The sequence below is a fragment of the Nocardia sp. NPDC050712 genome (genome assembly GCF_040654295.1).
Classification (GTDB): domain Bacteria; phylum Actinomycetota; class Actinomycetes; order Mycobacteriales; family Mycobacteriaceae; genus Nocardia.
On sequence record NZ_JBFAHT010000005.1, the window covers coordinates 41,866 to 62,434 of the forward strand.

Annotated in this window: 24 protein-coding genes; 4 read left to right on the plus strand and 20 right to left on the minus strand. The window is 68.2% G+C overall.

Going from position 1 to position 20,569, the window contains the following annotated elements:
- Positions 1 to 11 precede the first annotated feature (11 nt).
- On the plus strand, positions 12 to 671 hold the full coding sequence (locus tag AB0H76_RS32985) for an MspA family porin (protein ID WP_357330984.1): 660 nt from the start codon (positions 12 to 14) through the stop codon (positions 669 to 671).
- 43 nt (positions 672 to 714) lie between these two features.
- Here AB0H76_RS32985 and AB0H76_RS32990 read toward each other — a convergent pair whose 3' ends face one another.
- The gene (locus tag AB0H76_RS32990; RefSeq protein ID WP_357330985.1) at positions 715 to 1,020 is read right to left on the minus strand and encodes a hypothetical protein; all 306 of its coding nucleotides are present in this window, start codon (positions 1,018 to 1,020) and stop codon (positions 715 to 717) included.
- Between the two features lie 45 nt (positions 1,021 to 1,065).
- Positions 1,066 to 1,380, minus strand: coding sequence for a nuclear transport factor 2 family protein (locus AB0H76_RS32995; protein WP_357330986.1), 315 nt, complete (start codon positions 1,378 to 1,380; stop codon positions 1,066 to 1,068).
- A gap of 200 nt (positions 1,381 to 1,580) precedes the next feature.
- Here AB0H76_RS32995 and AB0H76_RS33000 point away from each other — a divergent pair, with 200 nt between their 5' ends.
- Positions 1,581 to 3,869, plus strand: coding sequence for an excinuclease ABC subunit UvrA (locus AB0H76_RS33000; protein WP_357330987.1), 2,289 nt, complete (start codon positions 1,581 to 1,583; stop codon positions 3,867 to 3,869).
- Between the two features lies 1 nt (position 3,870).
- Here AB0H76_RS33000 and AB0H76_RS33005 read toward each other — a convergent pair whose 3' ends face one another.
- The 6 genes from AB0H76_RS33005 to AB0H76_RS33030 form a co-directional block, all read right to left on the minus strand.
- On the minus strand, positions 3,871 to 4,443 hold the full coding sequence (locus tag AB0H76_RS33005) for a putative glycolipid-binding domain-containing protein (protein ID WP_357330988.1): 573 nt from the start codon (positions 4,441 to 4,443) through the stop codon (positions 3,871 to 3,873).
- A gap of 10 nt (positions 4,444 to 4,453) precedes the next feature.
- Complete coding sequence (locus AB0H76_RS33010) at positions 4,454 to 5,311, minus strand: class I SAM-dependent methyltransferase (protein WP_357330989.1); 858 nt, start codon at positions 5,309 to 5,311, stop codon at positions 4,454 to 4,456.
- Positions 5,312 to 5,385: 74 nt separating this feature from the next.
- Positions 5,386 to 5,991, minus strand: coding sequence for an HAD hydrolase-like protein (locus AB0H76_RS33015; protein ID WP_357330990.1), 606 nt, complete (start codon positions 5,989 to 5,991; stop codon positions 5,386 to 5,388).
- Between the two features lie 27 nt (positions 5,992 to 6,018).
- Positions 6,019 to 7,620: an alpha/beta hydrolase gene (locus tag AB0H76_RS33020; protein WP_357330991.1), complete on the minus strand. Its 1,602-nt coding sequence runs from the start codon at positions 7,618 to 7,620 to the stop codon at positions 6,019 to 6,021.
- A 72-nt stretch (positions 7,621 to 7,692) separates the two neighbouring features.
- Positions 7,693 to 8,109 (minus strand): SgcJ/EcaC family oxidoreductase, encoded by a 417-nt coding sequence (locus AB0H76_RS33025; RefSeq protein WP_357330992.1) that lies wholly within the window; start codon positions 8,107 to 8,109, stop codon positions 7,693 to 7,695.
- Between the two features lie 17 nt (positions 8,110 to 8,126).
- Complete coding sequence (locus tag AB0H76_RS33030; protein WP_357330993.1) at positions 8,127 to 9,515, minus strand: amino acid permease; 1,389 nt, start codon at positions 9,513 to 9,515, stop codon at positions 8,127 to 8,129.
- Positions 9,516 to 9,671: 156 nt separating this feature from the next.
- On the opposite strand from AB0H76_RS33030, the gene AB0H76_RS33035 reads away from it, so the two are divergent.
- Positions 9,672 to 10,082 carry a hypothetical protein gene (locus tag AB0H76_RS33035; RefSeq protein WP_357330994.1) on the plus strand — a complete coding sequence of 137 codons (411 nt, stop codon included), beginning with the start codon at positions 9,672 to 9,674 and terminating at the stop codon, positions 10,080 to 10,082.
- 50 nt (positions 10,083 to 10,132) lie between these two features.
- Here the strand turns inward: AB0H76_RS33035 and AB0H76_RS33040 are convergent, their stop codons facing one another.
- Genes AB0H76_RS33040 through AB0H76_RS33050 form a run of 3 tightly spaced genes read right to left on the minus strand, consistent with a single transcriptional unit; the run spans position 10,133 to position 11,800 of the window.
- Positions 10,133 to 10,972: a helix-turn-helix transcriptional regulator gene (locus AB0H76_RS33040; protein ID WP_357330995.1), complete on the minus strand. Its 840-nt coding sequence runs from the start codon at positions 10,970 to 10,972 to the stop codon at positions 10,133 to 10,135.
- Positions 10,969 to 11,490 (minus strand): DUF6879 family protein, encoded by a 522-nt coding sequence (locus tag AB0H76_RS33045; protein ID WP_357330996.1) that lies wholly within the window; start codon positions 11,488 to 11,490, stop codon positions 10,969 to 10,971. Before AB0H76_RS33045 ends, AB0H76_RS33040 begins: the two co-directional genes overlap by 4 nt.
- Entirely contained in the window at positions 11,468 to 11,800 is a 333-nt protein-coding gene (locus AB0H76_RS33050; RefSeq protein ID WP_357330997.1) for a hypothetical protein, read from the minus strand. Before AB0H76_RS33050 ends, AB0H76_RS33045 begins: the two co-directional genes overlap by 23 nt.
- Positions 11,801 to 12,010: 210 nt before the next feature.
- On the opposite strand from AB0H76_RS33050, the gene AB0H76_RS33055 reads away from it, so the two are divergent.
- Complete coding sequence (locus AB0H76_RS33055; protein WP_357330998.1) at positions 12,011 to 12,346, plus strand: hypothetical protein; 336 nt, start codon at positions 12,011 to 12,013, stop codon at positions 12,344 to 12,346.
- Between the two features lie 15 nt (positions 12,347 to 12,361).
- Here AB0H76_RS33055 and AB0H76_RS33060 read toward each other — a convergent pair whose 3' ends face one another.
- The 9 genes from AB0H76_RS33060 to AB0H76_RS33100 form a co-directional block, all read right to left on the minus strand.
- Positions 12,362 to 13,123, minus strand: coding sequence for a siderophore-interacting protein (locus tag AB0H76_RS33060; RefSeq protein ID WP_357330999.1), 762 nt, complete (start codon positions 13,121 to 13,123; stop codon positions 12,362 to 12,364).
- Positions 13,124 to 13,216: 93 nt separating this feature from the next.
- Positions 13,217 to 14,491 (minus strand): GAF domain-containing protein, encoded by a 1,275-nt coding sequence (locus tag AB0H76_RS33065; protein ID WP_357331000.1) that lies wholly within the window; start codon positions 14,489 to 14,491, stop codon positions 13,217 to 13,219.
- Positions 14,492 to 14,617: 126 nt separating this feature from the next.
- Complete coding sequence (locus AB0H76_RS33070) at positions 14,618 to 14,770, minus strand: rubredoxin (RefSeq protein WP_357331458.1); 153 nt, start codon at positions 14,768 to 14,770, stop codon at positions 14,618 to 14,620.
- A gap of 31 nt (positions 14,771 to 14,801) precedes the next feature.
- On the minus strand, positions 14,802 to 15,602 hold the full coding sequence (locus AB0H76_RS33075) for an alpha/beta hydrolase (RefSeq protein WP_357331001.1): 801 nt from the start codon (positions 15,600 to 15,602) through the stop codon (positions 14,802 to 14,804).
- On the minus strand, positions 15,599 to 16,684 hold the full coding sequence (locus AB0H76_RS33080; protein ID WP_357331002.1) for a fatty acid desaturase: 1,086 nt from the start codon (positions 16,682 to 16,684) through the stop codon (positions 15,599 to 15,601). Before AB0H76_RS33080 ends, AB0H76_RS33075 begins: the two co-directional genes overlap by 4 nt.
- 13 nt (positions 16,685 to 16,697) lie before the next feature.
- Positions 16,698 to 16,982 (minus strand): acyl carrier protein, encoded by a 285-nt coding sequence (locus AB0H76_RS33085; RefSeq protein WP_357331003.1) that lies wholly within the window; start codon positions 16,980 to 16,982, stop codon positions 16,698 to 16,700.
- A gap of 21 nt (positions 16,983 to 17,003) precedes the next feature.
- Entirely contained in the window at positions 17,004 to 17,990 is a 987-nt protein-coding gene (locus tag AB0H76_RS33090) for a fatty acid desaturase (protein ID WP_357331004.1), read from the minus strand.
- A gap of 9 nt (positions 17,991 to 17,999) precedes the next feature.
- Positions 18,000 to 18,893, minus strand: a complete 894-nt coding sequence (locus AB0H76_RS33095; protein ID WP_357331005.1) for an acyl-CoA desaturase — start codon at positions 18,891 to 18,893, stop codon at positions 18,000 to 18,002.
- Positions 18,890 to 20,563 (minus strand): fatty acyl-AMP ligase, encoded by a 1,674-nt coding sequence (locus AB0H76_RS33100; RefSeq protein WP_357331006.1) that lies wholly within the window; start codon positions 20,561 to 20,563, stop codon positions 18,890 to 18,892. Before AB0H76_RS33100 ends, AB0H76_RS33095 begins: the two co-directional genes overlap by 4 nt.
- Positions 20,564 to 20,569: the final 6 nt, after the last annotated feature.

Consider the following 20,569-nt stretch of genomic DNA (forward strand, 5'->3'; position numbering starts at 1 on the left):
TAAGGGAGCACATGATCAGCAGGCAGGGTAGTAAAAGCCACGCGCGCAAGGCCTTCGGCATCGGCATCGCACTGCTCGCGGTGTGGTGCGCCGCCCCGAGCGCGTCCGCGGAGACCTTCGTCGAGTTACCCGACGGGAAGATCACCCGCGATCTCGGCGACGGCACCCGGGTCACGGTACGGCTCACCGGCGAGTCCGCCAAGACCAACCCCGGGATGGTCGCGGGACGGCGCAACCTGTGGGTGAGCGGGCGCGGCGGGGTCGAGGTGGCCGGCTCGGACGCCGCGACCGCGGCGATGAAGATCTACCCCGGCTATGTCGTTGCCTGCCAAGCCGATATCGAAGCGCTGTCCGCGGTCGGCAACAGCGCGATCGCGCTCGCGCCGACCGACGCGCCGGAACGCTCGCGCATGATCACCCTGGCCTCCGGGCGCACCATCGCCCGGTATCTGCTCGATGTCCGTCCGCGCGAGGCGAGTTCGGTGCCGGGGCGGGTCTACCACCAGGTCGTCGGCCGGCAGGGCAGTGTCACCTGGACCGACGAGCCGTTCAGCATCGACGGCTGCAACGGCGGGACCACCCGGGCCCGGTCCTTCGTCCGGGTCGACGTCAGTACCGCGGGCGCCGAATCCCGGGTGACGCTGTGGGGTCAGCCGTTCGACATCGGCTGACAGCACACGGCGCCCGTCCAGAAGTGAACGGGCGCCGCGGGTGCTATTTGTTCAGGAAAATGCCTGCCACGTCGGCGTTCTTGATCGGGGTCTCGGCATTGCGCTGCGCGCCGCACAGCAGGTCGACCGAGATCAGGGTCGCGTCCACGACGGTGCCCGCGGGCTCGCGCTCCTCGGTGGTCTGCTGCTTGACGAACTTGGTGATGGTCACTCGCTTGGTGTCCTGATCCTGGGTCACATACTCACTGCAGGGGGTGTCGCCGCCACGGTTGAGCGCCTTCTGGATATCGGTGCAGCCGGCGAGCAGCACCGCGACCCCCAGAACCGCGAGACCGGTGCCTATTTTCATCTTTCCTCCTGGTGACCTGGAGCGGGACAACTCCCCGAGCCTAGATCAAGCCTGCCCGGTCTCGAAGCGGCTGATCTTCCCGTCGCGCACGGTGAATCGCCAGTTGGTGCGCATCGAGCCCCAGCGCGAATTGGTGTAATCGGCGACCAATTCGCGGCCGTTGTCGCCGACGGATTCGACTTTCATCCGCCCGTTGCTGTCGAAGATCTCCCGGGATGTCCATTGGCCGATATTGCGCGTGACACCGTCGTCCGACATCGTCGCGTCCTCGGCCAGCAAGGCGAACAACCGATCGTGGTCATGGGCGTTGAGTGCGTCGACGAACTCTCCGACCACCGGATCCAGTTGCGGTGCGGTCATCTGATCAACCCTTCGAATCGGCGTGCGCGGGTATGAACAGCAAATAATCAGCACTCACTCTAGGCGCAGAAACCTGTTAACCCGGCGCGACGCGGCCGGGTGCGGATTTCGAATGGCCGATCATTTGCCTTTGCTATTCCTGTGATTCGCGTCACTGACCACTGCGTATTTTGTCGGTATGCCGTGGCAGGGTGTTCGGCATGCCTTCCACTGATTCGGCCGTGCCCGACGCTGCCGTCATCCGCATCCTCGGCGCGCGTGAGCACAATCTGCGCAACGTGTCGCTGGATATTCCCAAGAACAAGATCACCGTGTTCACCGGTGTTTCCGGGTCGGGTAAGTCCTCGATCGTTTTCGATACCATCGCGGTGGAATCGCAGCGTCAGCTCTACGCCACGTTTCCGGCGTTCATCCTGAACTTCCTGCCGCGCTACGAGCGCCCGCACGCCGAGGCGATCGAGGGCCTGAACGCGCCGGTGATCATCGATCAGCAGCCGGTGGGCGGCGGGCCGCGCTCCACCGTGGGCACGATGACCGACATCTACTCGATGGTGCGGGCCATGTTCGCGCGCTTCGGTTCTCCGTCGTCGGGGCTGGTCTACGACTACTCGTTCAACGTGCCCCAGGGCATGTGCCCGGACTGTGACGGCCTCGGGTTCCGGGCCCAGGCCGATCCGGATCGGCTGGTGGACCGGAGCCGGTCGCTGAACGAGGGCGCGATCCTGCTGCCGGGATACGCGCCGGGCAGCGGTGATTGGCAGCTGTACGGCAATTCGGGGCGCTTCGACCTGGACAAGAAACTGGCCGACTACACCGCGGCCGAATGGCAGGACTTCCTCTACGGCAGCGGCGGCGAGCAGGTCGAGCTCACCTTCGCCAAGGGCTCCTGGAAGGCGAACTACGAAGGGCTGGCGGCGAAGTTCACCCGCACCCGGCTGCAGCGCGACACCTCCACGCTCAGCGAGAAGACCCGCGACCAGATCGCGAAATTCCTCACCGAGGGCGTGTGCGCCACCTGCGACGGCGCCCGGCTCAGCGCGGCGGCCCTGGCGACGAAGATCAACGGGCGCAATATCGCCGAGTGGTCGCGGTTGCAGATCACCGACCTGCAAGCGGTTCTCGACGAGATCACCGACCCGGGCGCGCTCGGCCTGGCCGAGGCGATCCGCACGGCACTGCGGCGCATCACCGACATCGGCCTGGGCTACCTGAGCCTGGACCGCGCGACCTCGACGCTGTCCGGCGGCGAGGGCCAGCGCCTGAAGATGATCAAGCACCTGTCCTCGACGCTGATCGGCCTCACCTACATCTTCGACGAGCCCAGCGTCGGCCTGCACCCGCGCGACGTCGGCCGGTTGAACGATCTGCTGCGGGCCCTGCGGGACAAGGGAAACACCGTGCTCGTGGTCGAGCACGATCCCGATGTCATCCAGATCGCCGACCACATCGTCGATGTCGGCCCGCGCGCGGGCGTGCACGGCGGGCAGGTCGTGTTCCAGGGCAGTTTCGAGAACCTGCTCGTGGCCGACACCCCCACCGGCGCCGGGCTGCGCCGCCCGTTCCGGGTCAAGGAGACCTTCCGCGCGGCCACCGGCGAACTGCTCATCGAGCACGCCGGCGTGCACAACCTCAAGGACGTGACGGTCGGGATCCCGACCGGCATCCTCACCTCGATCACCGGTGTCGCCGGATCGGGCAAGAGCTCGCTGATCCGCGACGTGTTCGTGCCCGCGCATCCGGAGGCGATCTTCGTCGACCAGTCCGCGATCGGCGCCTCCTCCCGGTCCACGCCGGCCACCTACCTCGGCCTGATGGACCCGATCCGTAAGTTGTTCGCCAAGGCCAGCGGCCAGCCGCCGGGCCTGTTCAGCTTCAACTCCGACGGCGCGTGCAAGCAGTGCGAGGGCCGCGGCGTGATCATCACCGAGATCGCCTACATGGATCCGGTGACCACGCACTGCGATTCCTGCGACGGCCGCCGCTTCTCCGACGAGGTGCTGGTGCATCAGTTGCGCGGCAAGTCCATCGCCGACGTGCTGCAACTCTCGGCCGAGGAGGCCCTGGAGTTCTTCACCGAGAAGGCGCTGAATGCCAAGTTGCGCACCATGAACGAGGTCGGCCTCGACTATCTCAGCCTGGGCCAGGCCATGAGCACCCTGTCCGGCGGCGAACGCCAGCGCATCAAACTCGCCACCCAGCTGGGTAATACGGGCTCGATCTATGTACTCGACGAACCCACCACCGGCCTGCACATGTCCGATGTCGACACCCTGCTCGCCCTGATGGACAACCTGGTCGAACGCGGCAACACGGTCGTGGTCATCGAGCACAACCTCGATGTGGTCGCGCACTCCGACTGGGTGATCGACCTGGGCCCCGACGGCGGCAAGGCGGGCGGCGAGATCGTCTGCACCGGAACACCGGCCGATCTGCTCGCCCACCCGACCTCGCTGACCGGCGAGTACCTGCGCAAGTACAAGGCCGCCTAGCTCACGGCCGGACGCGCCGTCCGATCGAGGGATAGTTTTCGACGAGCCCGTCCGCGTCGAAAACTATCTCCTCGGTGAAGCGTTCGCTCGCGTAGCTGACCACGCCGGGGCGGGCGTGCCGATAGGTCTGCCGCGACGGGAGCACCGCCAGGTCCGGCACCGACACCCAGGCCATCAGGTGCTCGGCCGCGCCGCCGCGCAGGAATCCGCCGCGCAGCACGGGCATCGAGTTGGTGAGCGGCGACAGGCCCAGGTCGCAGTCCAGCGCCCCGGTGACCGTCGCGGGGTCACCGCCCGGCGCCCGCAGGTCCACCGCGCCCTCGGCCTGCGCGTCGATCGTCCAGCGCCCGGCCGGATGGTTGATCAGCTCCAGCGTCCGGGACCAGCCCGCGCCGTGCGCGCGGACGAACAACCGCTCGGTGACCCACCCCGGACCCGTGCTGAGTTCGTACTCCAGCCGATACGGCAGGGGATCGCCCCCGATCGCCGTGCCGGTCGCGCGCAGCCGGTCCGCGCCGAGGTCGACCTCGGCCAGTTCGGCGCCCTCCGGTTTCACCCATACGATGCCTGTCATCGCACCGACGCTAGCCCGGATGCGAAGCGCCGGCACGGGATTCGGCGCTCGCGCCGACGAACCAGCAGGCGGCGGTGTAGCGCACCTCGGTGCCGTGCACGAACGGGTCGAAGGCGGCCCGGACGGTGTCGACGACCCGGGCCCGGGTGGCCTCGTCGACGCCGGGCAGCAGCGCGCTGAGCGGTCCGAGAGTGGTGAAATACCAGGTCAGCACCTCCTCGGGCATCGTGCACTCGACTTCGATCGGCGTCACGGTGACCTCGGCCCAGCCGCTCTCGCGCAGGATCCGCGCGGTGCGCTCGCCGTCGGCGAGGCCGAATTGCCCGGGGGCGTCCGGAATTCGGGCGGGGATATCGGGCAGCAGCCCGGCCGCCGCCCGTTCGGCCGTGGTCATGAACGGGTTCTCCTCGTGGCCGCGCCAGGCGACGAAACGCAGGGCGCCGGTCGCGGCCCGACGCAGGTTGGCGAAGGCGCGCACCGGGTCGTTGAAGAACATCACGCCGAAGCGGGACAGGATCAGGTCGAATTCCGCTGCGAAGGGCTCGGTCTGGGCGTCGGCGCGCAGGAAGGTCGCCGGGCTGTTCCGCTCGGCCGCGCGAGCCTGGGCGGCGCCGATCATCGGCTCGGAGATGTCCACTCCGAGTACGTGACTCGTCGCCGGCGCCGCGGCCAGCGCGACCGTGGTGCTACCGGTGCCGCAACCGACGTCCAGCACCCGCCGTGCGCCGAGGTCGCGGGCGGCGGCCACGAGGAGGTCCTCGAACGGCTGCAAGATCTGATCGAGCAGCTGCTGCGCCTCGACCCAGGCGTTGCCCGACTGTCCGTTCCAGCGTGTGCGCTGGTCTTCGTTCCGCTGCGTGGGGTCCATGCCTAAACTGTGTCGATTCAGATCGAGACGTCAAGCTCATAACGCTCTCGATATCGCCGAAGTCGGCGATCGATTCAGGAGCGGTAGGTGTCGAGCCAGGCCGGGAATTCGGTGAGGTCGTTCAGCACCACATCGGCCCCGGCCGCGCGGAGTTCCGCGCCGTCGCAGGGGCCGGTGGTGACGCCGACGGCGCACACCTCGGCCGCGCGGGCGCCCTGCATGTCACCGATGTGGTCGCCGACGTAGATCGAGGCATCGTGCGCGCGCAGCGCGTCCGCCTTGCCCGCCGACCACAGGTCGCCGACCAGCGCGTCCACCTGCCAGCCCAATTCGTCGAGGTGTAACCGGGCCAGCGGCTGGTGCTTACCCGTGACGACGAGGACCTTGCCGCCGCGCGCCCGCACGGCGGCCAGCGCCGCGTCCGCGCCCGGCATCGCCGGCACCAGCGCGACGATGCTCGGATACAGCTCGCGATAGCGGGTGACCATCCGGGGGATGAGCTCGGCCGGCGCACCCGCGTCGGCCAGCAGCATCGGCAGCGGGGGACCGAGCCGCGCGGCGAGCTGCGCGCCCTGCAACGGCAGACCGAGTTCGGCGGCGATGGTGTCGATCGCCTTGGCCACCCCCGGCTGGGAGTTGATCAGGGTCATGTCGAGGTCGAAACCGACGGTCCAGGTCACGCGCCAACCCTAGCGGCCGGCGGCGGCTCAGTTGCGGCAGCGGGTCCCGCGCGCGGGCAGCTGTCCGTCGAAGAAGTAGCCGAGCACGATCCCGTCCACACACTCCGATCCGTTGTCGAAGGCGATGTGCCCGTCGTGCTCGTTGACCACCAGCACCGCGTCGGCCAGCGTCTCGGCGACATGCTCGGCGTCGGCCAGCGGCGTCGCCGGATCCTCGGTGTTGTTGATCAGCACGATGGTCGGCGCGCCCGCCGCGTCCACCCCGGCCGATTTGCGGCTCGGCGGCACCTGCCAGAACAGGCACAGCGGCGTGCTGAACACCCGGTTCGCGCCGAACAGCGGGCCCGGCACCGCGTACCGGTCGGCGACACGGCTCAGCGCCGTCATGATCTGGTCCTCGGTCTTGGACCGGTAGTCGGCGGGCTCGTCGTTGGCGCACTGGATCGCCCAGAACGCGGGATCGGCGCTGGAGAACCGGCCGTCCGCGCCGCGGCCCACATACCGGTCGGCCAGCTCGGCCAGCGGCGTGCCGTCCCCGCGCCGCGCGGCCACGATGGCCTGCTCGAACCGGCGCTGATAGCTGGTGTCGTAGGTGGTTTCGAACAGGCCGAGCAGCGCCAGATTCGAGCCGAGCGACCGGCCGTCGTCGACCGGAAGCGGCTGCGCGTCGACCTTGTCGATCAGCGCGCGCAGGTCGGTCATGGCCGCGGCGGCGTCGTTGCCCAGCGGGCAGTCCGTGCGGGCCGCGCACGCGCTGAGCATGTCGTAGACGACCTGGTCGCGCGGGGCGAGCCGGGCCGCGACCGGCGTCGCGCCGGCCTCCTCGAACGCCCAGCGGTCGGTGCTCGCGCTCGGATCGTCCACCGAGTCCAGGACCATCCGCCCGACCCGGTTCGGGAACTCCTCGGCGTAATACAGGCCAAGCCGCGAACCGTAGGAGAAGCCCAGATAATTCAGCTTCGCTTCGCCGAGGGCCGAGCGCATGATGTCCATGTCCTTGGCGACGAACTCGGTGCCGACGAAACCGAGCAGCCGGCCGGTATTGCGCAGGCAGGCCGCGGCATACGTGCGGTGCGCCGTGGCCACCGCGGTCAGCTGCTCGGGCGTGGTGGGAGTGAAATCGGTGGCGAAGTAGGCGTCGGTGGCCTCGTCGTCCAGGCAGCGCACCGGCGCGGTGCGCCCGACCCCGCGCGGGTCGAAGCCGACCAGGTCGTAGCGGATGCGGAACTTGCGCAGCCCGGTGTCATCCGGATCCAGCGCGGCCAGCACCTGCTGATACCCGGATTCGCCGGGGCCGCCCGGATTCATGGTCAGCACGCCGAGGCGACTGTCGGGGTTGGTGGCGCGCAGCCGGATCAGCGGCATGGCGATGGCCTGATTACCCGGATCGGTGTAGTCGACGGGGATGCGGATCTCGCCGCAGTCGGCTTCGGGTTGCTCCGGGCACGGTTGCCACTGGACGCGCTGGGCGTAGTAGTCGCCGACGCTCGGCAGCGGCTGGGGCGCGGCCACCGGATGGCCCGGCACGGTGGTCAGGCTCGCGCACCCCGCCGTCAACGCGAGCGCCATGAGCGTGCCCACCAGTGTGAAACCGCGCCGCACGCTGCCCCCCGATCTCTTCGAAATCACTTGCCGCACGCTCTATTTTGCGGCACAGCGACGTCGCGAACGGTTGCAGTTCGGACGCGGGCTGCAGGCCGGTCAGTCGGATTGGGGTTCCAGGCTCTCGTCGGCGAACGAATGATGCTCGTGCAGCACCGTCCAGCGGTCGTCCTGCTTGCGCAGGCCGAGGGTGAGGCGCAGCCGCTTGCCGGGATTGTTCGCGAATTCCTCCGCGGTGCCGCACAGCAGCAACGCGTAGGCGAAGGCCACATCGCCGCCGGCGACGATGTCGAGCGAGACGATGTCGAAGCTGCCGCCGGAGGCCTGCCAGGCGAAGAACCCGGGCCAGACATCGCGGTAGGAATCCAGGCCGCGCACACCCTCGTACGGCGGCGGCACATCGAACATGACGATGTCGGGGGCGTGATCGGCGAGCACCGTCGCCAGATCACCGGCGTGCACCGCGGCCGCCCATCGCTCGATCAGGCTCCGGATCTGCTGCTGGTCATCGGACATTCCGGAATTTTGTCACATCAGGCGGCGAGCACCGAATTCCTTCGGCTGTAACCGAAATAGACGACCAGGCCCAGGGCCACCCACACCGCGAACCGCACCCAGGTCAGGCCGTCGAGGGTGAGCGCCATCAGCGCGCAGCCGACCAGCGCGAGGATCGGGACCAGCGGCACCAGCGGCGTGCGGAACGGGCGCTCGCGGTCCGGTTCCAGCCGGCGCAGCATGAGCACGCCCGCGCAGACCACCGCGAACGCCGAGAGCGCGCCGATGTTCACCAGTTCGACGACGATGTCGATCGGCACCAGCCCGGCGATCGCCGCGCAGCAGATGCCGAGCAGCACGGTGAGCCGGACCGGGGTGGCGTGCTCGCCGGTGGCGGCCAGCCGGCGGGGCAGCAGGCCGTCGCGGCACATCGCGAAGGCCAGGCGGACCTGCGCGTAGACGATCAGCAGCACGCCCTTGGTCAGGGCGATGATCGAGGCCACGACGATGACGTTGCCGATCCAGCCGATGCTCAGCTGCCCGAAGGCGGTCGCGATCGGCGCGCTGTTGTTCAGCGATTCGAATGGCGCGACGCCGGTGAGCACCGCGCTGACCAAGGCGTAGAGCAGTGTCGCGATCAGCACGGTGGCGATGATCGCGAACGGCACGTCCTTCTTCGGCTCGCGCGCCTCCTCCGCCGAGGCGGCCACCACGTCGAACCCGAGGAACGCGAAGAACGCGATCGCGGCGCCGCCGACGATGCCGCTCCAGCCGAACGGCGCGAACGGCGCCCAGTTGCCCGGATCGATGTGCGGGGTGCCCACCGCGACGACCAGGACCAGCACGCCGATCGTCACGCCCACCAGCGCCTTGGTGATCTTCGCGGTCAGCGTCACCTCGCCGGCCAGCACCGCGATGATCGCTACGATGATCAGCATCGCGGGCAGGTTCACCACCCCGCCCTCGGCCGGGGCCGCGGTGATCGCTCGCGGCAGCGTGATGCCGAACAGGGAATGCAGCGCCGAGACCGTGGTGCCGGACCAGCCGATCGCCACCGCCGACCCGGCGATGACGAATTCGAGCAGCAGATTCCAGCCGACCAGGAATGCCGGCGGCTCACCGAGCGTGGCGTAGGTATAGGTGTAGGCGCTGCCCGACACCGGGACCATCGCGGCCAGCTCGCTGTAGCAGAGCGCGACCAATACGCAGACCAGCCCCGCGAGCAGGAACGACAGCACGATCGATGGGCCCGCCTTCTCGGCGGCGGCCACGCCGGTGATGACGAAGATGCCCGCACCCACGATCGTGCCGACACCCATCGCGGTGAGATCCAGCCGGCCGAGGCTGCGCTTGAGCGTCGTCCCGCCGGTGCGCACGGCCTCGTCGGGGGTGCGCCGGCGCCAGCGCCGATCGTGTGCGGTGGTCATCGGCTCATTCTTGTCGATAACCCGCACGCATTCCGATAACCGAATATTTGCGAGAGTGTCAGATAAAGCCGCTTATACCCCGTAAATGGCGAGTACGGCTCTAAGATAGACAACAATCAGCAATCGACAGTTCGGCCTCACCGAGAGGAACCGCTCATGTCCCACTCATCCGAACCCGAGCACCCCGTACGCCAGGGTGTCGCCATGGGCACCGCGATCGGCGCCGCGATCCTGCTGTTTACCGTCGGCCTGCTCAACCTGTTCGAGGGCATCTCGGCCGTCGCCGACGACGACGTCTTCGTCGCCGGCCCCGAATACGTCTACCAATTCGACCTGACCACCTGGGGCTGGATCCACATCGCCCTCGGCGTCCTGCTCGTGCTCTGCGCCTTCGGCCTCGCCACCGGCACCACCTGGGGCCGCGTAGCCGCCATCACCCTCGCCGCCCTCTCCATCGTCGCCAACTTCCTCGCCCTGCCCTACTACCCGGCCTGGTCGATCCTGATCATCGCCCTGGACGTGGTCGTCATCTGGGCCGTCAGCACCTGGAAAACGTCCACGGACTGATTGCTTTTCACCCAGCTCGCTCGCCCGGTTACAGGCCGGGCGGGCGAGCTTTACTCTGCGGAGTGCGTTTCCAGCGCCGTTCTGATCAAGGCGCGAGCTGCGTTTCCGGTCGCCGACTGGCTTGCCAAAGTGTCGAAGGCGCGGCCATACAGCGCAATTTCCCGCGGCTGTGTGATGGTGAGCCCCGCGGTATGACCCTCGACCTTGACCATGCGATTGTCGAACATGAAAAAATTCTCCACGACGACCAGGCCGTCGGCGGTGCGTGGAACGATCCCCAGCGCCACTCGCGGCATGCCGATCACCGCGTGCAATCTGTCGAGCTGCCCGCGCATGACATGGTGGCCGCCGAAGGTGGTGTAGAGCGACTGCTCGGCCAGCAGGATATGGAACCGCTTGCCCTGCTGATAGAGAATCCGCTGTCGCTCCATGCGTTTCGCGACAGCGTCATTCAGATCATCCGGAATCCGATAGAAGTCGATGATGTTCTTCATGATCGCTGCCGCGTAGTCGGCGGTTTGCAGAAGACCGGAAACTATCGCGGGCTCCCAGTTCCGGATAAAGGTTGCCCGTGATTCCAGCTGCAACGTCTGCTGCTGCCGACGCCGCATCCCCGTGCCGAGTGCCTGACGCCACTCGACGTAGGCGGAGTCGATATTGTGCAGCGTCGCCAGCAGGTCTTCGAGCTGGTCATCGGCCCCGGTATGTAGACAGTACGCGCGGATATCGGCGGTCGACGGGCTGATCACGCCGTACTCCATTTTGCTGACTTTGCTTTCGTGCCAGCCTGCCAGGCGGGCAAGCTCCCGGCCGGTCACCCCGGCGCGACGTCGCATCTCCCGAAGTCGTTTGCCGAGAGCCTTCCTCGCCTCCTGTACCGAGTTGGTCACCGGCTGGAGATCACCCGGATGTATTCCGCGTACGGTATCGCCAACGGCTGAAGGCGATCTCTAACGCCGCGGCAGTAGGAAACAATCTGCGGATCACTGGTCACCGCCGAACCGCCGACCGCGCGACCATCCTCATCGGCGAGGTTGAACACGACGATCGAATCATCGACGAGCCACCAGTCGTCCGGTGGCACCTCCCCGGCGAGATGCCGGGGCAGATAGCGGATTTCTTCTCCTGCTTCGATATTGAGTGCCGTGAGCCTCAGTAGCCAGCGTTGATAGTCGCTGTGCGGAACAGTGACCACGCGAACCCGGCGCACGGAAACTCCACGCGCCGTGGTCTCTTGCACGAAGTCGTACCAGTCCTGAAACCATGCCCGGAGATCGAACGGCTCGTCCGCCAGGAAGGCTTGGAGGGCTTCGTCTTCCCCGGCCACTCCGTACGAGTCCCGGACCTCCAAGTGAAATATCTCGTTCCGGCTGTCACGCAAAACGTCAGTCGTCGGCCGGTACTCCACCGAAGTACGTCCTCTCCCGCTTCGGAACCTCGATCGCCGTCTCGTAGTCCGCCATCTTCAATTGATCGAGCGTTTCGCGATCCGTGACGGGCCGTCCGGTCAGCGTGAAAGTTCCGCGGCCCGTATCGGTCATCGGGGCGCCGATGAAGGTGCGAGGTTCGGCGAAACCCAGCAGCAGGTGCGGGATCTCGACCGTCTCGGGTCGATCGGTCCTCCACCCGACGAGTAGATAACCACCCCCATCGGTGGCGCAGAGTGCGGGACAGCCGTCCTTGCCGGACCCGCCCTTGCCGAGCATGCGAAAGCCCATGGCGCTCCTCCTCCGTAGTGCGTGCAGAAGCTTGCAGCAGTACGCACCCAGGGTGCCGCGAAACCCCCAGCTCCGCAGCTGAATCCACCGCATCGTGCAAGTCCTTGCAAGCTCATGGACCACGCCGTCCGCAGCTCCCTACCGTCTGGATCGACGACAGTGAAAACGCACTACGCAGAGCTCGGCTCGCCGGACGGACGGAGCGGATCGATGAGAACACGACCAACAGCGCTCGGCTACCTGCGCCGCGACATCTCCGGCATCTCCCAAACTTGGGATGAGATCCAAATCCGAAGCCGCGCAACCAGACTCGGCTACGACTACGCCAAGACCATCGTCTTCGACCTCTACACCCCCGACCGACTCCTGCGCCTACTCCGGGCGGTCGAGCGCGCCGACGTCGACGCCGTGATCATCCCTGCCGCGTCCCACCTGGGCGACCGGGTGCCGGCGGAACTGATCCAGCGTTGCGACGTGATCACGGTGAACCCCGAGTTCACCTATGCCCGAACGATCGCCCCACCCCTCTTCTCCGGTGACCTCTAGACACCGGCTACCCGCCTAGACCGCCGAGCGCGTCTTCTCCTGCTCGGCGAGCTCCGACTTCCACTGCCGGAACCCCTCTTCGGTGCGCCCACGCCGCCAGTACCCCGAAATGGAGGATGCCCACTCGGCGGAAACTCCGCGTTCCTTGCGGATGTAGGGCCGAAGTTCGTGCATCACCGACTGCGCTTCACCGTGGATGAAGACGTGCACCTGCCCCGCCCGCCACGGCTCGGCGCGCACAGCGGCGGCGAGCTTCGCGCCGGGTGCGGCGTCGCCCCGGTGCACCCAGGTGAGCTGCACGGATTCGGGCTTCTCGATGCTCAGTTCGTCTGCGGGACCGGCGATTTCGAGGAAGACATGGCCGACCGCGTCGGCGGGCAGCGCGGCGCAGGCCGCCGCGATGGCGGGGAGCGCGGAATCGTCCCCGGCGAGCAGGTGCCAGTCGGCGTCGGGGCGGGGGGAGTAGGCGCCGCCGGGACCCATGAGTTCGATGGCGTCGCCGGGCTGCGCGGCGGCGGCCCACGGCCCCGCGACACCTTCGTCACCGTGGTAGACGAAGTCGATAGCGATCTCCTGCGCGGCCTGGTCGATCGATCGCACGGTGTAGGTGCGCACGGTTTCACCGTCGGGGCCGGGGAAGGCCAGCTTGACGTAGGCGTCGGTGAACCCGTTGGGCTGGAACGACGCGAAGCCCGGGCCGCCCAGATGCACCCGGATCAGGTGATCGGTCAGGCGAATCGTGCTCTGGACGATGAGGGTGGTGCGAGGGCGAGCCAACAGAATGCCTCCATTATTAGGGTTACCTAACAGAGAGTACTGAATCCTCGATAGCTCGTCGACATACCCATGATATGGCGGGGGTCACTCAGGTCAGCGGTTGACGTAGGCGGCCAACCCGCCGAGTTCCTCACTGGCGATGAACACCGACCGCACGTTGAGCAGCGCCTCCTCGACGTGGTTGGCACAGCCCCAGGCCGCGTCGCCCCACGAGTCGGCGATCTTGATCTCGGCCGGCGCGGTGCAGCCCTCGGGCCCGCCGAGCTGGCAGCGCTCCGGGTGCGGGGCGTCGGCCTGCGCGGCGGCGGCGCTGCGCATCCGGGTGGCGAGTTCGGCGGCGGCTTCGGCCCGCTGCTCGGCTTCGGCCCGCAACTTGTGCTCGGCGCGCAAGGCCTCGGCCAGTTCCGTGCGGGCGGCCTCGGCCCGCGCCTCGGCGGCCGCCTTCGCCTGTTCGATGTGGTGGCGTTCGATGGCCAGCGACGCGGTGCCCGCGAAGATCCGGGCGAGCGCCAGATCGCTGTCCTGCGGGACGCGCGGGGTGGGGTGGTACATCGCGAAGGTGCCCAGCAGGCTCCCGTCGCGGGCCAGGATCGGCGTCGACCAACAGGCAGCGAGCTCCGCCCGCTGCGCGAGGTCGCGGAAGTCGTCCCAGAACGGGTCGGTGCCGATATCGGTGACGATGACGGGTTCGCGCCGATGCGCGGCGGTCCCGCAGGAACCGATTCCTTCACCGGTGGCGATGCCGTCGATGGCCGCGTTGTAGAAGTCGGGCAGGCTCGGCGCGGCGCCGTGCCGCAGGTGCAGGCCGTCGAGGTCGGCGAGCAGCACCGAGACCAGAACCTGCTGGGGCGTGAGGTTTTCGATGCAGCGCGCCATCCCGTCCAGCACCTCGGCCAGCGGCGCCTGCCGCGCGATCTGCTCGACCAGTACCCGCTGCTCGGCCATCAGCCGCTGCGCGTGCTTGACCTGGGTGGTCTCCACCCCGATCATCCGGACCCCGGTGATCGCGTCGCCGTCGGCGCGGCGCGGTTCGAAGGTGAAGTCGAAGAAGGCTTCTCGCACGTGCGCCCCGGTCCCGAGCTGCACCGGGACATCCCGGGCGGTGTGCGGCTCGCCCGTGCGATAAACCTGATCCAGCACCCCGATGACACTGTGCTCGGGCAGCAGTTCCGCGAGTGTGACTCCGAGGCGGGCCGGTTCGTCACCGAGCGCGGCGAAGAACGCCGGGTTGGCCGACTCCACCCGGTGCTCCGGACCCGTGAGCGCCGCGATGACGGCGACGGATTCCCCGATCAGCGCCCGCAGATCCTGCTCGGCCGTGTCACCGATTCGGTCTCGGGCCGCCCGTGCACCTGGTGTCGCCGTCATCTCGCGCCTCGTCTCGTCCTCGTGGATACGTGGAATGTTCACCCGGGACATCGACGAGGCACCACGGAGGCAAACGCTACCGCGTCGAGGACCCGCGTGGGTGCACGGGGCCCAGCGCCGCGGGACTTACAGCTCGGTCATCACGAAGTCTTCCTTCGTCGCACCGCAGTCCGGGCACACCCAGGTGTCGGGAATGTCGTGCCACCGGGTGCCGGGGGCGATGCCTTCCTCGGGGCAGCCCAGCGATTCGTAGTAGATCCAGCCGCAGACCAGGCACATCCACGCCTTGGTGGCGGTCTCGGTTCCCCGTTCACGCACCGGTGGCCTCCTGATCCGCCGGTGCCCGCACACACCTCGACAATGCCTCCCGGGCCGGGGGACACCCGAGGATGCCGTGGTGCCCGACACCCGCGACCTCCCGCAGGCTCGCCCGGGGTGCCGCCGCGGCGATGGCGCGGGATTCGGCGATGGGTGTCCAGTCGTCGGCCGGATCGTGCAGCATCCGCACCTCGACCGAATCCGGCAGTCCCAGGGTCCGGATGTCCCAGTGCGACACCGGAACTCCGTTGCGGCGGTGCAACTCCCGGTACATGGCCGCGATCGGGCGGCGGGAGAGCCCGCGTTCGGTGGCCCACCGCTCCAGCACGCCGCCCAGGGTGCAGGCCGGGGCGAGCATGAGGATCGTGCGGACCGCCGGCGGATCGACGGCCGCGACCGCGGCCACCGCCGCGATGGCGCCCAGCGAATGCGTCACCACGGTGTGCACGCCCGGATTGCGGCGCAGCACCGCCGCGGCCGCCGTCGAGTACTCCATCAGGGTCGCCTGCGAACCGGGGGAGACGCCGTGCCCGGGCGCGTCGAAACACACGGTGGCCGCGCCATCGGCGCGCGCCTGCGCGGCGAGCCCGTGCATCGCCGAGCTATCGCTGCCCCAGCCGTGCAGCGCCAGCACCCCGGGCTCGCCGTCGCCCCAGACGTAGGCGGCGTTGACCCGCGCGACGTCGGTGAGCGCGATCCGGCGGGCGCCGAGCGGGCAGACGTCCTGCGGGATCCGGCCCAGCCGGCGGGTGGTGCTGAATCGCGAGGTGTGGAAATGGCCGACGATGTTCATGTTCGCGCTCGTTCGTCGGCGGCCACCCGCTCCATCGGCGTCGTCGCGTACAGCCCCGAAATCGGGTCGTAGAAGCGGCATTTGCGCACGATCTCCACCACTTTGCCGACCGTCGCCCGTTCCTCGCGGACCATGCCGGGGTAGGCGGTCTTGAGCGCCTCCTGCGCCTTGGGCAGGTTGTAGAAGGGCACCACGGGCGCCACGTGGTGCGCGGTGTGCACGGAGATATTGTGGGTCAGGAACAGCAGCCACTTCGGATACATGTAGTCGGTGGTGACCAGCAGCCGGCTGGCGTTGCGGGTCCAATGCTCCTGCGGCAGATAGGGCACGTCGGCCGCGCTGTGATGCATCAGGGTGGTGAGGCTGAACCAGGCGTGCGTGGCCAGCCACGGCGCCACGAAGTAGAGCAGCACGCCCTGCCAGCCGGTGAACCAGGTCAGCACCGCCAGATAGGGGATCAGCACCCCGGCCACCACCCAGATGGAGCGCCGCACATCGCGGCGCATGTCCTTCTTCGGGAAATAGCCGGGCCGGAACCCGGAATCGACCCAGTAGCTGATCGTCCCGGCCCAGGCCGCCCAGGTTCGAGTGCTCAGGTAGACCAGTCGATCCCGGATCGACATCCGCCGGTAGACGGCTTCGGGAATCGGCCGCCAGTCGGTGTCGAGTTCCAGACTGTTGGTGTGACCGTGGTGCAGATTGTGCACGTGCCACCAGGCGTGGAACGGATAGGCCAGCGGCAGCAGCGCGATATGGCCGATGACGAAGTTCAGGCGCCGGTTGCGCGAGAACGAGCCGTGCCCGCAGTCGTGGGCGATGCAGTGCAGGCCCCAGCCGCCCAGGCCGGCGATCACCAGCAGCAGCGGGGTCAGATACCAGTTGCCGAACAACGCGATGGCGACGACGGACCCCGCGTACAGCGCCCAGCTCATCGCGAAACCCGCTACCCCGCGCCATAATTGCGGCTCCAGGTAGTCCCGGGGGATCGCGGCGGCCAGCCGCTCGCCTTCGATGGCTTTGCTCTTCGCCATGAAATCGACGAACCGCGGGTCCGGATTGGTGGGAATCGATGGTGTTGTCATGGCCCGGCTCCCGTCACACGGTGATTCTCAGCTCGCCGACCAGATAGTCGGTGAGATCGTCGATGGTGCTGTGCTCGAACAGGATTCCGGGCGAGAGCCGGCGTTCCACGACCTTCTCCAGGGCCCCGGAGACCTGCACCGCGGACCGCGAGTCCAGGCCGTAGGACTCAAAGGATTTCGCGGTGTCGATCTCCGATGCCGCGATCGCGGTGCGGCGCGCCAGCTCGGTGATCAGCCAGCCGCGCAACGAATCCCGGGTCAGTTCCGCCTGCGGAACCGCGCGTTTGCGTTTGAACATGGGTCGTCCCTTCATGGTGATTCAGTGCACCGGCGCTTCGGCGTTCTTGCGCAGCCGGTTGTCGATGGTGCTGCGATCGGGCATGCGCAGCTCGCGCACGACGCCGAGGCGTCCCAGCGCGGTCAGCACCCACCCGCTTAGATCCGGTTCCCACCAGCGCATTCCGTGCTTGTAGGCGCCGGGGAAGGCGTGGTGGTTGTTCTGCAATCCCTCACCGAAGGTGACGATCGCGACGGGCCAGTTGTTGACGCTGTCGTCGTCGTTGACGAAGGGCCGCGAGCCGATCATGTGACTGATCGAACCCACGCACCAGGCCGCCTGATTCGCGATGAACACGCGGGCCAGGCCGCCGAAGATCAAGCCGGACAAGGCCGCTTCGGCCGTGCCGTAGTAGGCGAACTCGATCAGTGCGGGCAGTCCCAGGCTCAGCAGCGCCCAGATCGGGTAGCTGCGGCTGTAGTTGAACAGGGTGCGGTCGCGCAGGATGTCCGGCGCGAAGACCTCGACCCGGGATTCCTGGTCGCTGAACATCCATGGGATGTGGGCGTACCAGAGTCCGCGCAGCCGCCCGCGCCAGCCGGATCCGCTGAGGTTGGGGGAGTGCGGATCGCCGAGGTCGTCGGCGAATCGGTGATGGCGCCGGTGGGTGATCACCCAGAACAGCAGCGGCCCTTCCAACGCCATCGATCCGGAGACCATGAGTACACCCTCGAACCAGCGCGAGGTCTTGAACGACTTGTGCGCGGCGTACCGGTGGAATCCCACCGTGATGCCGAACATCTGAATCGCGTAGAACACCGCGAACAGCACGTAGTCCAGGGGCCGGGTCGCGCCGGTCAGGATCAGATACAGCGCGGCGACCGTGCCCAGCCCGGGGATGCCGATGGTGACCAGGGCGACGATCCGTTTGACGCGGGCGCTCTTGGGGTTGAGCTGGACGATCGCCCGCGCCACCGATTCCTTCTTCTCCGCCGGCGGGACCGTTCTTCGGCCGGTGCGTGTGGACATCGGATTCTCCTACCGTGCGGGTTCGGATTCGGCGTCGACGTAGCGGACGTTGCTGGCCAGGCCGAGCTGTTCCAGGATTCGGATGAAGCGGCCCGCGATATCGAATTGCCACCAGTGCCTGCGGGTTTGGGCCAGTGACGGGCGGGCGTGGTGATTGTTGTGCCAGGAGCCGCCGACCGTGGCCGGCGCCAGCAAGCCGATATTGCGGCTCTCGTCGCGGGTCCGGAATTCGCGGAAGCCGATGGTGTGGCCCAGCGAGTTGACCGCCCAGGTCGCGTGATCCAGCGCGAAGATGCGGGCGAAACCACCCCAGAGGATGCCGCCGATCACCCCGTGCCAGGTCCAGCTCACCAGTCCGCCGATCAGGCCCGGCGCCACGATGCCCGCCAGCACCACCCAGAAGTAGTGCTGGTTGACCCGCATTACCGCGCGATCGGACAGCCAGTCCCGGCAGTGCCGGTTCCATTCGGTTTTACGAACCTCGAACAGCCAGCCCAGGTGCCCGTGCCAGAGCCCGGCCAGCCGGCCCCGCAGCCCCGGGCCGCGCGGCTGCGGCGAGTGCGGGTCGCGGTCGGTGTCGGCGTAGGCGTGGTGCAACCGGTGATTGGCCACCCAGAACACGATCGGCCCCTGCGCCGCCATCGAGCCGGCGACGGCGAGCCCGACCTTGACCGGCGCCGCCGCGGCGAACGAGCGGTGGGTGAAGTAGCGGTGCATGCCCGCCTCGACACCGAGGGCGGTGAGCAGATACATCACCGCGAAGAGCGTGAGGTCGAGCGCGGTCAGGCCGTCGGCGTAGGCGTAGGCGATGGCCGCGGCGGTGCCCAGGGTGGGCAGGCCGACGGTGAGATAGGCGAGCCGGCCGGCGAGGACATCCCGCTCCGGCGCTGCGGTGTCACTCATACCGCGATTCCTTCACTTGTCGGATCGAAGGCCGGGAGCCGGCCGGTCAGCAGCAGGCCTCGGGTCGCGGCCCGGCGCACCTTGCCGCTGGTGGTGGTGGGAACGGTGCGGCGTGGGCCGATGTGGATCACCGCGGGCGCGACCCCGAATTCCGCGATGATTTCGGCCCGCAGGCGTTCGGTCAGCTCGGTGTGATCGCGCGGTGTGAGCGCCGCCCGCTGGGACTCGATCACCACCGCCAGCCCCTCGGTGCCGGCCCCGGGGACGGCGAACGCGGCGGCCTTGCGGAACGACGGATCGCTTTGCAGTGCGCGGAATTCCACGTCCTGCGGGTAGATATTGCGGGCGTTGACGATGATCAGATCCTTGATCCGGCCGGTGACGAACAGTTCGTCTCCCCGCAGGAACCCCAGATCGCCGGTGCGCAGGTAGCGCCCGTCCGCGCCCGCGATCCGCGCGCCGAAGACCGCTCCGGTGCGTGGTTCGTCGCGGAAGTAGCCCGCCGCGACGCTGGGCCCGGCGACCCAGATCTCCCCGATCTGCCCGTCGGGCAGCGGGTTCGCCGTGTCCGGGTCGACAATGCGCACGCTGTGCCCGGCGTCGACGACACCGCAGCTGACGATCGCGGCCGTGTCGTCCGCCGAGGTCCCGGTGCGCCAGGTGTCGCCCGCCGCCTTGCCCGCGATGAACAGCGTCGCCTCGGCCATGCCGTAGCAGGGGATCAGGGCTCGGACGTCGAATCCGCACGGCGCGAATCGGCGCGCGAACGCGGTGATGGTGTCGGCGCGGATAGGCTCCGCGCCGCAATAGAATTCGGTGAGCGTGGACAGATCCAGCGGGGCGACCTCGGCGTCGGTGAGCTCGGTGGTGCACAGCTCCAGCGCGAAGTTGGGCCCCACGGTGATGGTGACGCCGAAGTCGGTCACGGCCTCGAGCCAGCGGGCGGGCTGCTGGATGAAATGCACCGGCGACATCAGCACCAGGGGCCAGCCGTGGTAGAGCGCGAGCACGATCGTGCCCATCAGGCCCATATCGTGGTAGGGCGGTAGCCAGGACAGCCCGATCCGGCCGGGATCGTGCCCCATGCTGCGGTCCAGCGCCGCGCAGTTGCTCACCAGATTCCCGTGCGTGATGCACACGCCTTTGGGGTGCCCGGTGGAGCCGGAGGTGTACTGGATGAGCGCGAGATCGCTTGCGACACAGGGCGTCGGCTGCTCGAACCGTCCGCCGGTCTCGGCGGGCCCGCCCGGGTGCAGCGGCTCGCGGCAGGCGTCCAGGCCGCGGGCGGCCAGCTCGTCGAGGCGGGGCCGGTACATCTCGTCGATGAGTACCAGCACCGGTTCGGCGTCGCGGAGCACGGCCGCGAAACGGTCGAGCTCCTTGGCTCGCAGCGGCGGGAAACACGGCACGGCGACCGCACCCAGCCACAGGATTCCGTACAGTGCCGCCACATAGTCGAGTCCGGGATTGATCGCGAGCACGACGCGATCACCCCGTCCGACGCCGCGGGCGGCCAGCCGGGCCGCCCACCTGCCCGCCTCGGCGAAGACGGTGAAGAAACTCCATTCCTGTGCGCTGCCGCTGGTGCCGTCGGCCAGGAAGATCAGGGCGCGGTCATCGGACCCGGAGCGTTGCCAGAGCATGTCGGTGACGCTGATGATTTCGGGCATGGCAAA

Coding starts and splice junctions, on each gene's coding strand:
- AB0H76_RS33070 (WP_357331458.1), bottom strand. CDS start 14,770: ATGTGCCTGGTCTGCGGCTGGATCTACTACGAATCGCTGGGCTGCCCC.
- AB0H76_RS33055 (WP_357330998.1), top strand. CDS start 12,011: ATGAGAACACGACCAACAGCGCTCGGCTACCTGCGCCGCGACATCTCC.
- AB0H76_RS32985 (WP_357330984.1), top strand. CDS start 12: ATGATCAGCAGGCAGGGTAGTAAAAGCCACGCGCGCAAGGCCTTCGGC.
- AB0H76_RS33075 (WP_357331001.1), bottom strand. CDS start 15,602: ATGAACATCGTCGGCCATTTCCACACCTCGCGATTCAGCACCACCCGC.
- AB0H76_RS33085 (WP_357331003.1), bottom strand. CDS start 16,982: ATGTTCAAACGCAAACGCGCGGTTCCGCAGGCGGAACTGACCCGGGAT.
- AB0H76_RS32995 (WP_357330986.1), bottom strand. CDS start 1,380: ATGACCGCACCGCAACTGGATCCGGTGGTCGGAGAGTTCGTCGACGCA.
- AB0H76_RS33035 (WP_357330994.1), top strand. CDS start 9,672: ATGTCCCACTCATCCGAACCCGAGCACCCCGTACGCCAGGGTGTCGCC.
- AB0H76_RS33005 (WP_357330988.1), bottom strand. CDS start 4,443: ATGACAGGCATCGTATGGGTGAAACCGGAGGGCGCCGAACTGGCCGAG.
- AB0H76_RS33100 (WP_357331006.1), bottom strand. CDS start 20,563: ATGCCCGAAATCATCAGCGTCACCGACATGCTCTGGCAACGCTCCGGG.
- AB0H76_RS33050 (WP_357330997.1), bottom strand. CDS start 11,800: ATGGGCTTTCGCATGCTCGGCAAGGGCGGGTCCGGCAAGGACGGCTGT.
- AB0H76_RS33030 (WP_357330993.1), bottom strand. CDS start 9,515: ATGACCACCGCACACGATCGGCGCTGGCGCCGGCGCACCCCCGACGAG.
- AB0H76_RS33065 (WP_357331000.1), bottom strand. CDS start 14,491: ATGACGGCGACACCAGGTGCACGGGCGGCCCGAGACCGAATCGGTGAC.
- AB0H76_RS33000 (WP_357330987.1), top strand. CDS start 1,581: ATGCCTTCCACTGATTCGGCCGTGCCCGACGCTGCCGTCATCCGCATC.
- AB0H76_RS33010 (WP_357330989.1), bottom strand. CDS start 5,311: ATGGACCCCACGCAGCGGAACGAAGACCAGCGCACACGCTGGAACGGA.
- AB0H76_RS33080 (WP_357331002.1), bottom strand. CDS start 16,684: ATGACAACACCATCGATTCCCACCAATCCGGACCCGCGGTTCGTCGAT.
- AB0H76_RS33025 (WP_357330992.1), bottom strand. CDS start 8,109: ATGTCCGATGACCAGCAGCAGATCCGGAGCCTGATCGAGCGATGGGCG.
- AB0H76_RS33095 (WP_357331005.1), bottom strand. CDS start 18,893: ATGAGTGACACCGCAGCGCCGGAGCGGGATGTCCTCGCCGGCCGGCTC.
- AB0H76_RS32990 (WP_357330985.1), bottom strand. CDS start 1,020: ATGAAAATAGGCACCGGTCTCGCGGTTCTGGGGGTCGCGGTGCTGCTC.
- AB0H76_RS33090 (WP_357331004.1), bottom strand. CDS start 17,990: ATGTCCACACGCACCGGCCGAAGAACGGTCCCGCCGGCGGAGAAGAAG.